8 protein-coding genes are annotated in these 11,259 nt (G+C 63.5%); 3 read left to right on the forward strand and 5 right to left on the reverse strand.

Annotated elements, in window-relative coordinates; translation table 11 throughout:
• Positions 1-46: 46 nt before the first annotated feature.
• From M5G18_RS07175 to M5G18_RS07195, 5 genes are read right to left on the reverse strand one after another with little or no spacing between them, the layout of a single operon-like run.
• Positions 47-3,124 (reverse strand): error-prone DNA polymerase, encoded by a 3,078-nt coding sequence (locus M5G18_RS07175; protein ID WP_273897321.1) that lies wholly within the window; start codon positions 3,122-3,124, stop codon positions 47-49.
• Positions 3,121-4,536, reverse strand: coding sequence for a Y-family DNA polymerase (locus M5G18_RS07180; RefSeq protein ID WP_273897322.1), 1,416 nt, complete (start codon positions 4,534-4,536; stop codon positions 3,121-3,123). The genes M5G18_RS07175 and M5G18_RS07180 overlap by 4 nt, the downstream gene beginning before the upstream one ends.
• Positions 4,537-4,543: 7 nt before the next feature.
• Positions 4,544-5,161, reverse strand: a complete 618-nt coding sequence (imuA, locus tag M5G18_RS07185; RefSeq protein WP_007959433.1) for a translesion DNA synthesis-associated protein ImuA — start codon at positions 5,159-5,161, stop codon at positions 4,544-4,546.
• A complete protein-coding gene (lexA, locus tag M5G18_RS07190) occupies positions 5,161-5,778 on the reverse strand; it encodes a transcriptional repressor LexA (RefSeq protein ID WP_039768874.1) in 618 nt (205 codons plus the stop codon). The genes imuA and lexA overlap by 1 nt, the downstream gene beginning before the upstream one ends.
• Before the next feature lie 38 nt (positions 5,779-5,816).
• Positions 5,817-6,734, reverse strand: coding sequence for a LysR family transcriptional regulator (locus tag M5G18_RS07195; protein WP_039768875.1), 918 nt, complete (start codon positions 6,732-6,734; stop codon positions 5,817-5,819).
• Positions 6,735-6,837: 103 nt separating this feature from the next.
• Between M5G18_RS07195 and M5G18_RS07200 the strand changes: the two genes are divergently transcribed.
• From M5G18_RS07200 to M5G18_RS07210, 3 genes are all read left to right on the forward strand, one after another.
• A complete protein-coding gene (locus tag M5G18_RS07200; protein WP_273897323.1) occupies positions 6,838-8,592 on the forward strand; it encodes an amidohydrolase in 1,755 nt (584 codons plus the stop codon).
• A gap of 102 nt (positions 8,593-8,694) precedes the next feature.
• A complete protein-coding gene (locus M5G18_RS07205) occupies positions 8,695-9,432 on the forward strand; it encodes a TorF family putative porin (protein ID WP_273897324.1) in 738 nt (245 codons plus the stop codon).
• A 161-nt stretch (positions 9,433-9,593) separates the two neighbouring features.
• Complete coding sequence (locus M5G18_RS07210; protein WP_273897325.1) at positions 9,594-11,252, forward strand: phosphoethanolamine transferase; 1,659 nt, start codon at positions 9,594-9,596, stop codon at positions 11,250-11,252.
• Positions 11,253-11,259: the final 7 nt, after the last annotated feature.

Here is an 11,259-nt window from a genome sequence, read left to right on the forward strand (position 1 = left end):
GTTTTTTTGACGCCAGCAAATTGGCTTGCAAATCAGCCAGTTGCCGTCAGTGGAAATCGCGGCTTTGCACCCGAATCCCGTTGAGCAACGGGCTGAGGTCACTCAAGCGTCCGGCGATCAGATGCCGCACCTCGCCTTCACGCTCCCAGCGGCCATCGACCTTGAGCAATTGCGAGCCCACCAGCACCTGACGCTGACGCTCGGCCAGATCGCGCCAGACCACCACGTTGACGTTGCCGAACTCGTCTTCCAGCGTCACGAACGTCACGCCACTGGCGGTGCCCGGTCGCTGGCGCCCGGTCACCAGACCCGCCACGCTGACCGGCCGACCATGCTCGAGGTCCAGCAATTCCCGGGAACTGCGGCAGCGCCGTGCCCGCAACTCGTCGCGCAATAGCGTCAACGGGTGTGGCCCCAGCGTGGTGCCCAGCGTTGCGTAATCGGTGAACAGGTCTTCGCTGACGCTCGGCGTCGGCAGCAGCACATCCGGCTCTTCCTGACTCGGCAACCCGGCAAACAACCCGAGCTGTTTCTGCACCCCGGCCACTTCCCAGCGTGCCCGATGACGGTGACCGGCCAGGCCGCGCAACGCGCCGGCGTCCGCCAGCAGCGCCTGGGCCCGACTGTCGAGCCCGGCGCGTTCGCCCAGATCGGCGACGTCGGCAAACGCGCCCCTCGCCCGAGCCTTTTCAATGCTCTGCGCATCCTCCTCGCGAAAGCCCTTGATCATCCGCAGGCCCATGCGGATGGCCGGTTGTTCACCGGTGATCGGCTCCAGGCTGCAATCCCAGTCACTGGCGCGCACGTCCACCGGACGGATCTGCAAATGATGCCGGCGCGCATCCTGAAGAATCTGATCCGGGCTGTAGAAACCCATCGGCCAGCTGTTGATCAGCGCACAGGCGAATGCCGCCGGTTCGTGGCACTTGAGCCAGCAACTGGCATAGGTCAGCAAGGCAAAACTGGCAGCGTGGGACTCGGGGAAACCGTAACTGCCGAAGCCCTTGATCTGCTCGAAGATCTGCGCGGCGAATTCCGGGCTGTAGCCGTTTTTCTTCATGCCGGCGGCCAGCCGGTCCTTGTGCGGCTCCAGCCCGCCGTGGCGTTTCCACGCGGCCATGGAACGGCGCAACTGATCGGCCTCGCCGGGGCTGTAGTCGGCGGCGACAATCGCGATCTGCATCACCTGTTCCTGAAACAGCGGCACGCCGAGGGTGCGCTTGAGCACCACTTCCAGCTCCGGTGACGGATAGGTTTCCTCTTCTTCCTTGTTTCGGCGGCGCAGGTACGGATGGACCATCCCGCCCTGGATCGGCCCCGGCCGGACGATGGCCACCTCGATCACCAGGTCATAGAAGGTTTGCGGGCGCAGTCGCGGCAGCATCGACATCTGCGCCCGGGATTCGATCTGGAACACGCCGATGGTGTCGGCGCGGCTGATCATGTCGTAGGTCGGGCGATCCTCAGGCGGGATGGACGCCAGGCTCAGGTCCTGATGGCGATGACGGCGCAGCAGGTCGAAACAGCGGCGGATCGCGCTGAGCATGCCGAGGGCGAGGATATCCACCTTGAGCAGGCCGACCGCATCGAGATCGTCCTTGTCCCACTGGATGATCGTGCGATCAGCCATGGCGGCGTTCTCCACCGGCACCAGCGTGTCCAGCGGTTGCTCGGATATCACGAAACCGCCGGGGTGCTGCGACAGGTGCCGGGGGAAGCCGATCAATTGCCCGGTCAGGCTCAGTACCCGGTGCAGCAGCGGGCTTTCGGGGTCGAAACCGCCTTCACGCAGGCGCTCCAAGGGCGGCGTTTCATCGCTCCAGTGGCCGCAACAGTCGGCCAGCGCATTGATCTGGTCCGGCGGCAGCCCCAGCGCCTTGGCCACATCGCGGATCGCACCGGAAGCGTGGTAAGTGCTGACCACCGCGGTCAGCGCCGCACGACGGCGGCCATAACGACGAAACACGTATTGCAGGACTTCTTCGCGGCGTTCGTGCTCGAAATCCACGTCGATGTCCGGCGGCTCGTTGCGTTCCCTCGACATGAAACGCTCGAACAGCAGCGTGGTGCGATCCGGGTCGATCTCGGTGATGCCCAGGGCAAAACACACCGCCGAGTTGGCTGCCGAACCCCGGCCCTGGCAGAGGATCTTCTGCTCCCGGGCGAAGCGCACCACGTCGTGCACGGTGAGGAAGTAGCTTTCGTAGCCGAGTTCGGCGATCAGCTCCAGCTCATCGTCGATCTGCTTGAGCACCTTGGGCTGTGCGCCTTTCGGCCAGCGCCAGGCGATGCCTTTCTCGGTCAGGTGGCGCAGCCAGGAACTGGCGCTGTGTTCCTCGGGCACCAGCTCTCTGGGGTATTGATAACGCAACTCGCCCAGATCGAAGGTGCAGCGGCGAGCCAGTTTCACCGACTCGTCCAGCAAGGCCTGCGGATACAACTCGCGCAATACATCGAGGCTGCGCAAATGCCGCTCGCCATTGGGATGCAGACGCAACCCGGCTTCGGCCACCGGGACGTGATGGCGGATCGCGGTCATGGTGTCCTGCAAGGCTCGCCGGCCACGGGCGTGCATGTGCACATCGCCGCTGGCCACGGCTGGAATTTGCAGCTCATTCGCCAGACTCAGCAGCGCGACCAACCGTTGTTGATCGTTCTGCCCGCGATGCAACTGCACCGCCAGCCACAACCGTTCGCCGAAGGTCTGTTTCAGCCAGCGGCCCTCTTCCACCTCATCGACCGTATCCGGTACCCACAGCACCAGTAATCCCGGCAGCGGCTCGCTGAAATCTTCGCGCAGTATTTGATACTGACCTTTCTGCGTGCGCCGTCGGGCCTGAGTAATCAACCCGCACAGCGCCTGATAACCCTCGATGTTCTCCACCAGCAACACTAGTTTCGGGCCGTTCTCGATGCGAATTTCGCTGCCGATGATCAGCGGCAACTCCACGGATTTGGCCGCCTGCCAGGCACGAACGATCCCGGCGAGGGTGCATTCATCGGTAATCGCCAGCGCCTGATAGCCGTGTTTTTTCGCCCGCTGGAACAGCTCCAGCGCACTGGACGCACCGCGCTGGAAACTGAAGTTCGACAGGCAGTGCAGCTCGGCATAACCCTGATTCATGCGAACCAGCCCTGCAGCCACAACGGACCGCCCTCACCCACTGCCCGGTACGCCCAGCCTTGCTGGCCGGCGCGGTTCTGGATCAGGTAATAGTCGCGGCGCACGTCGTCACCGTCCCACCAGCCGGACTCGATACGCTCCGGGCCCATGAGGATGCGCGCCGAACCTTCGGGCACGGACTGCGGTTCGCCCAACAACCAGCCCGGACGCTGCACGCCCGGCAATGCAGGGCAACGCTGCTTGTCGTCGGCGTTCTGCCACGCGCACTCCGGGCGGTGATCGGCCTGAAAGCGCAGGCCCTGCACCGCCTCATCGCCCAGCCGCGCGCGCAGGCGTTCGCGCAGTTGCTCCCAGGGCAAGGTCTGCTGCGGGCGGTCGTCGAACAGTTCCTGAAACTGCGGCACGAAACTCGGCAGATCCTCGGCGCGCAAACGAAAGCCGCGCACCGGGGCTTCGACCTGCACCTGCTCCAGTCGGCCACGAGCCAGTTCAAAGAGCATCGCCGGATCGCGCTCGGCGCTGAGCAGGCCGACCTTGATCAGCGTGTCCGGCAGCCCCGCATGTTCCAGATGCAGATCGAAGCGCTGTACGCCACTGTCGCGCCCGCACAAAAACGCCGCCAGATCGGACGTCAGGCGGCGCAAGGGGAACAGCAGCGCCTGATGGGACTGCACGTCGAAATTGAGTTCGATGCGCACGTCGAAACGGTCCGGCGGCAGGTAGAACGCCAGCGCCAGCGGCCGTGCGCCGAACAGTGTGTCCAGATGCTTGAGCATCGGCGCCTCGAAACGCCGGGCCAGGGCCTGACGCGGCAGGTTCTGCACCTGATGAAGGTTGCGCAGGCCCATGCGCGACAGCGCCGTGGCCACGCTCGGCTCAAGCCCGATGCGGTCGACCGGCAATTGCCCTACGTGATGACGCAAGGCTTCACCGTCGGGCACCACCAACCCGTCATAGGCGTTGGCCAACACCCGCGCCGCCACCGGATTGGGCGCGGCGACGATGCGGTGCCGAAAACCAAGCTCCGTCAGCTCCGTGCGTAATCGCGCCTCGAACTGCGCCCAGGAACCGAACAGGCCGAGGCTCGATTCAATCTCGAACACCACGGTACGCGGGTAATGCACGCTGACCTGGGCGCTGAAACGATAGGCCCAGGCCGCGAGAAACTGCTGCCAGTGCTCGACCTCGGCCGAATCGTAATCGACGGTGGCAAACCCTTTGCTCATGGCCTGCGCAGCAGTCATCGACTGCCCGGGACGCAAGCCCAGTGCCCGCGCCGCCGGGTTGACCGCTTGCAGCACGCGGCGCTGGGCCGGGCCGCTGAGCAGCGCCAACGGTTGCTCGGGATCGGGGCGCTGACGCAGCACGGCGTCGAGGGCCAATTGCGGGAACAGAATGCAAACCCAGCGCATGGCGACCTCAATGCCCCACAGCGAAGGCAATCGGTGCGCTGCGCGCCAGACCGCCCCGGCACTTGAGCACGCGCAATTGCGCCGGGCGCGCATCGATGGCAATCCGCAGCGCAGCGGGCGACGGGTTGACCGCTTCGCTCAATGGCCGCCACGCGAACGCCAGGGTCTGGCCGGTTTCCGCCGCCACCTGCAAACGGCGCAAGGCACGGTCATCAGCCTTGTGCGGCCAGCACAGCACCGCGCCGCAACTGCCCGAGCGCAGGCATTGTTCTGCCGCCCACAAGGCATCGCGCTCGCTGGCCTGGATCACCGACAACTGGCGCAGATCGACCCCGGCATTGGCCCAGGCCTGCGGGTACGGCACGAACGGCGGCGCCACCAGCACGATGCGCTCGCCCGCTGCCGACAGCCGCGCCAGAGTCGGCCACACCAGTTGCAACTCACCGACACCGGGCCCGGCCAGCAGGATTTCGCTCAGCGCCGCTTCCGGCCAGCCGCCACTGGGCAAGGCTGCGTCCAGCGCGGCGTGCCCGGTGGGTTGCGGGCTGGCGGCGGGTGGAGCAGGCCGGCCCTTCCAGACCTGGCCGCCATTGAACAGCGTATCCAGCGCAACAACGGCACCCATCAGCCTTGCCTCACCAGACCGCAGAACACCCCTTCGATGGCCAGGTCCTGATCGGCCCGCACCACAATCGGCTGGTACGCCGGGTTGCGCGGCAACAGGCGAACCTCATCGCCGATCCGCTCGAAGCGTTTGATGGTGACCTCACCGTCGAGCCGTGCCACCACGATCTGGCCGTTGAGCGCCTCGGGGTTGCGCCGCACACCGACCAGATCGCCGTCGAGAATGCCGTCCTCGATCATCGAATCGCCCTGCACCCGCAGCATGTAGTCGGGTGTGCGGGAGAACAACGCCGGATCGAGCATCAGCCGATTGTGCAGGTCAGCATCGGCGCCGATGGGCGCACCGGCGGCCACCCGCCCGAGCACCGGCACTTCAAGCAGCTCCGGTCGCGCCGGTTGCCCGAGCAGGCGAATGCCCCGGGCCTGATGCGGATTGACCTCGATAAACCCGGCTTCAGTGAGCGCCAGCACATGCTTGCGCGCCACGCTGCGGGAGGCAAAACCAAAAGCCTCGCTGATTTCAGCGAGGCTTGGGGGCTGACCGTGTTCGGCGATGCGTTCGCGGATAAAGGTCAGGATGGCGGTACGGCGGGGAGTCAGAGTCGTCATGGAGTACATTTGTACTCCTGTGGGAATTTCCTGACAAGCACCGCCAGTCAGCTCAAACCGCGCTCCGCCAGAAAGCCTGCGATGTAGTCGATAAACGCCACAACCTTGGCCGTCGCCCGTCGATGGCTCGGGTACACCGCCAGAATGTGCGGGCCGAAGCTGTCCGGGTCGATGTCGTAATCAGCCATCACCCGCACCAGTCGCCCGTCGGCGATGTACGGCGCGGCGCTCCACAGCGGCGTGTGCAGCAAGCCGCGCCCGGCCAACGCGCTGGCCAGCAGCAAATCGTAATTGTCGCTGCGCAACAGCGGCGCCGCCGGTTGCGCCAGGCTCAGGCGCTGGCCGTCGCGTTCGGCCCACCAGAATTCGCGGCTGAGCAACGGATGCCGGTACAGCAGCCATTCATGCTGATCGAGGGTTTGCGGCGTGACCGGCAAGCCCTTGCGCGCCAGGTATTCGGGGCTGCCGCACAGCGCCAGGCGATTGCTGCCGACCACCCGCGCGATCAGCCCCGGCAAGTCGTCGTGCCCTTCGCGCAACGCCAGGTCGTAACCGCTTTCCAGCAGATTGACGAATTCGTCGCACAAATCCACTTGCAGGCTGATCTGCGGGTATTGCTGCAAAAAGCCGTCACACACCTGATCGAGAAATGCCCGCCCGTAGGCCAGCGGTGCGGTGATTTTCAGGCTGCCGCGCAGACCGTGCTGCAACTGCTCGATTTCTTCGCTGGCCTCGTCCAGCCGTTGCAGCACCTGGCGTGCGGTTTCCAGATACAGCCGGCCGATTTCGGTCAGCAGAATCCGCCGCGTGCTGCGCTCGAACAGCCGCGCGCCGAGTTCGGATTCCAGGTGATTGACCGCTTTGGTCAGGGCCGACGGGGTCTTGCCCAATTGCTCGGCAGCGCGGCTGAAACTGCCGAGCTGTGCGGTGACCACGAACATTTTCAGTGCACCCAGCTTGTCCATGCTTTTTCCATTCAGGCAAAAACGTTTTTCGTGAGGGAGGCGTTCTGTCGGGCGTTGGCAGCCACTAATCTGGCCATCAGACGCAATAACAAGGAAATGTTCAATGAAAAGATTCATCCCGCATTTCACAAAAAATCTGCTGATCGCCGCTATGAGTTTTGCCTCGATGGAAGCCATGGCCGCCACCGATCTGGTGCTGCTCAATGGCAAGATTTTCACCGCCGACCGCGCCCAGCCGAAGGTTCAGGCGCTGGCCGTGGAGAACGGCAAGGTGCTGAAAGTCGGCACGGATGCGCAGATCAAGGCCTTGATCGAACCCGGCACCCAGGTGATCGACCTCAAAGGTCAGGCGCTGATGCCCGGCCTGATCGACAGCCATTCCCACGCGATTTTCGGCGGACTGGAAATGGTCTCGGCGAACATGGCAGACGAGGTGGTCGAACTCGATGAACTGGAAAAACGCCTGCGCGGCTGGCGTGACGATGGCAAGGCCCGGCATGGCGATGTGTTGAGCGTGGCCGGCATGAGTTCGGCGTATTGGGCCAGGGCTGAAGCGCTGGGCAAAATCTTCAATAACGGCGAATGGGCCAACGTGCCGGTGGTGTTCACCGGCAGCGATCACCACACGGCGTGGGCCAATAACGTGATGCTCAAGCGCGCGGGTATCGACGCCGCACTACTGAAAACCCTGCCGGACGCGGAAAAAGACACCATCGGCAAACTGCCCAGCGGTGAACCGAACGGCTTTGTGGTCGACGCCGGCTGGGATCGGGTCGCCTCGAAAATGCCGGTGCCGAGCCCGGCCGACATGCTCAAGGCTGCGCAATCGGCGGTACGCTTCAACAACAGCCTCGGCATCACCGCGTGGATGGACCCCGCCGCCAACGCCGCACCGGGCGAGCCGGTGTTCGCCCTCAAACCCACCGAGAAAACCGTCGGCGTATTGCCGGCCTATAAAGCCCTGTCTGACAGTGGCGGCATGACCGCCCACGTCGCCGCGCTGCTGGTGGCCAATCCGAAAAGCGTCCCGGCCGATCTCGACACCCTCGACAAGGTGCGCCGGCAATTTCAGGGCATCCCCAACCTGACGCTGCCGGGAATCAAGATCTTCGCCGACGGCGTGATCGAGTACCCGGCCCAGAGCGCGGCGATGATCGACCCCTACAGCAACTCGCACAAACAGGGCGAATTGCTGATCGATCCACAGCACTTCGGCGAACTGGTCAGCGCCATCGACCAGCGCGGCTGGCTGGTGCACATCCACGCCATCGGCGACCGCGCGGTGCGCGAATCCCTGAACGGCATCGCCCAGGCGCGCAAGGACCGGCAGAGCGGCGTAACGCACTCGATCACGCACCTGCAAATGGTCAACCCGAAGGAGTTCGCCCGCTTCAAGCCGCTGAACGTGATTGCCTCGATGCAACTGCTGTGGGCCAGCGCCGACGACTACACCACCGACATGATCAAGCCATACGTCAGCGCCCTCGCCTTTCGCTATCAATACCCGGCGCATTCGCTGCTCAAGCAAGGCGCGACGATTGCCGGCGCCAGCGACTGGCCGGTGTCCTCGCCGAACCCGTGGAACGCCATGGCCCAGGCCATCACCCGCACCGGGCCGCTGGGCGTACTCAACGCCGACGAACGCCTGGACCGCGAAACCATGTTCTACGCCTACACCGCCAACGCCGCGCGGACTATCGGCCTGGAACAACAGATCGGCTCGCTGAGCCCCGGCAAACAGGCCGATTTCATCGTGCTCGATCGCGATGTATTCAGCGTCGACGACAAAGCCCTGCATGACACCCGGGTGCTGCAAACCTGGTTCGCCGGCCGTCAGGTCTACGCCCCTACCCTCTAATAACAATCGCCGTATCCGCTGCCCGACCCCGCGCCCGTCGCCGGGGTCCGGCGCAGCCTTGCCCGCTTCCTGCCCATAACAACCACAACAACGGGACTTCACATGAAAGCCTTGCCCCTGCTCGCCCTCACTTCCTTGAGCCTGCTGCCTTTGAGCAGCCACGCGATTCCCCTTAACGATGATTTCGCAGCGCTGGTCGACCTGACCCTGGCCAGCGACTACCGCACTCGCGGCATCTCCCAGACCCAGAACGACCCGGCCGTACAGGCCGGTCTGACCCTGGCCCACAGCAGCGGCCTGTACCTCGGCGCGTGGAGCTCGAACGTCGATTTCGGTGGCGGCCTGAAAACCCGTCAGGAAGTCGATTACTACGCCGGCTGGCTGTGGCAGGCCACCGACGCTGTGAGCCTGGATCTGGGCTACATCAAATACGCGTATCCCAAGGAGAGCCAGTTCAACCAGAGCGAGGTGTACTCGATTCTCAGCGCCTACGGCGTGAAACTTGCGGCCTATTACTCCAGTGACGCGCCGGGCATCGACAGCAAACAGAGTTCGCTCTACAGCTACATCGGTTACGAAACCGAATTGCCGTTGGATTCCGGGCTGAAGCTGCGCTACGGCAACATGGACTTCAAGGATCCGCATATGTATTCGGCGTCCGGCCACAGCGAAGAGTCCTACCGGGAGTGGGAAGTCAAACTGACCCATAACCTGGCCGGCGTGGTGCTGGGCCTGAGCTATGTCGACACCGATCTCTCGCAGAGCCAGTGCCTGAGCAGTTGGGGCTTCAAGGACGTGTGCACGGCGACGGTTGTCGCCAGCGTCAGCAAATCCTTCTGACCCGTCGCAAATCTCCCGTGGGAGCCGGCCTGCTGGCGCCCACATTTTTTGCACTTACCGTTATTTTGTTACCGGATGTTTACGGAATTTTTACCAATGCTCTTCTACAGTTACGCGCGTAACCGTATGGGTTTTCGACTGACGTAGAGGAAAGTATCGACATGGCTTTGGGCAAAGGACTGCGTTTACCGTCCATCACTCCGACCCGCCTGGTGCTGCTGTTTTCCCTGGCACTGGTGGCGCTGTACAACCTGGCGACCTGGAAGGCGCTGGGAACGCTGATTACCTTGCAAGGCGCGCACAAACTGGCGTTTTTCGCCTCCTTCGGGCTGTTTCTCTGGGCGGCGATCACGCTGCTGCTGACGCTGATCTCGTTTCGCTGGACGCTGAAACCGGCGCTGACGCTGGTGGCCCTGCTCTCCGCCTGCGCGGCGTATTTCATGAACGAATACGGAATCACCATCGACACGGTGATGATCCAGAACGTGTTCGAAACCAACCCCGGGGAAGCCACGGCGCTGTTCAGCGGCAAACTGTTGGCTTACGTGCTGTTGCTCGGCGTGTTGCCGGCCGTGCTGATCTGGCGCTGGCCGGTGGTGTATCGGCCGTTCTTTCGGGGCTTGCTGAACAAGGTGCTGGTGATTGCGGCCTGCGTGCTGGTGATCGGCGCTTCGGTGGGCGCGTTCTATTCGACCTACGCGCCGATCTTTCGCGAGGAAGACAAGCTCACCCACTTCATCAACCCGACCAACTACATCTACGCGATCAGCAAATACACCAAGCAACGGCTGGGGATCAAAAAGCATTTCGTGGTGCAGGCCATCGGCGAAGACGCAGTGATGAGCGCCAAGGCAGCCACTCGCGAGAAGAAATCGCTGATGGTGTTCGTGGTCGGCGAAACCGCCCGGGCCGACCATTTCTCGCTCAACGGTTATGAACGCGAGACCAATCCCGAGCTGAGCAAACTCGACATCCTCAACTTCACCCAGGTGCATTCCTGTGGCACTTCGACGGCGGTGTCGGTGCCGTGCATGTTCTCGATGTTCCCGCGCGAGGACTACAGTGACAAGAAAGGCAAAACCTACGAAGGCCTGCTGGACATCCTGCAACGGGCCGGCGTGCAGGTGCTGTGGCTGGACAACAACAGCGACTGCAAAGGCACCTGCCTGCGCGTGCCGAACCGCGACATCGCGAAGAATCAGCCGGGGCCGTTCTGCGACGGCAACAACTGCCTCGACGAAGCGCTGCTGGCCGACCTGCAAGGCTATATCGACAGCCTCAAGGGCAACGCGATCATCGTTCTGCACGCCGACGGCAGCCACGGCCCGGAATACTACGAGCGCTATCCGAAGGACATGGAGCGCTTCAAACCGATCTGCCACACCAATCAGCTGGGCAGTTGCAGCCGTGACGAACTGGTCAACGTCTACGACAACACGATCCTCTACACCGACCATTTCCTCGCCAAGGTGATCGAGCTGCTCAAGCGCAATCAGGATCACCTCGATACGTCGATGCTGTACGTCTCCGACCATGGCGAATCGCTGGGCGAGAACGGCCTCTACCTGCACGCCGCGCCCTATGCGCTGGCGCCGGAAGCCCAGACACATGTGCCGATGGTGATGTGGTTCGGCAACAACACCCTCTCGCAACTCGGCATCGACCGTGGCTGCCTGCAAGGCAAAAGCGGCCAGCCGGATCTGAGCCATGACAACCTGTTCCACTCGGTGCTGGGGTTGTTCGAGGTCAGGACGTCGCTGTATCAGCCGGGGCTGGATATTTTCCATGGCTGCCGGCCGGCGATGACGGCGGGACAGTGATCCCCTC

It is taken from the genome of Pseudomonas aphyarum (genome assembly GCF_028657055.1).
Classification (GTDB): domain Bacteria; phylum Pseudomonadota; class Gammaproteobacteria; order Pseudomonadales; family Pseudomonadaceae; genus Aquipseudomonas; species Aquipseudomonas aphyarum.

Excerpts from the sequence above, each read along its gene's own strand:
- M5G18_RS07180 (WP_273897322.1), bottom strand. The coding sequence starts at position 4,536 with ATGCGCTGGGTTTGCATTCTGTTCCCGCAATTGGCCCTCGACGCCGTG.
- M5G18_RS07205 (WP_273897324.1), top strand. The coding sequence starts at position 8,695 with ATGAAAGCCTTGCCCCTGCTCGCCCTCACTTCCTTGAGCCTGCTGCCT.
- M5G18_RS07175 (WP_273897321.1), bottom strand. The coding sequence starts at position 3,124 with ATGAATCAGGGTTATGCCGAGCTGCACTGCCTGTCGAACTTCAGTTTC.
- imuA (WP_007959433.1), bottom strand. The coding sequence starts at position 5,161 with ATGGGTGCCGTTGTTGCGCTGGATACGCTGTTCAATGGCGGCCAGGTC.
- M5G18_RS07195 (WP_039768875.1), bottom strand. The coding sequence starts at position 6,734 with ATGGACAAGCTGGGTGCACTGAAAATGTTCGTGGTCACCGCACAGCTC.
- M5G18_RS07200 (WP_273897323.1), top strand. The coding sequence starts at position 6,838 with ATGAAAAGATTCATCCCGCATTTCACAAAAAATCTGCTGATCGCCGCT.
- lexA (WP_039768874.1), bottom strand. The coding sequence starts at position 5,778 with ATGTACTCCATGACGACTCTGACTCCCCGCCGTACCGCCATCCTGACC.
- M5G18_RS07210 (WP_273897325.1), top strand. The coding sequence starts at position 9,594 with ATGGCTTTGGGCAAAGGACTGCGTTTACCGTCCATCACTCCGACCCGC.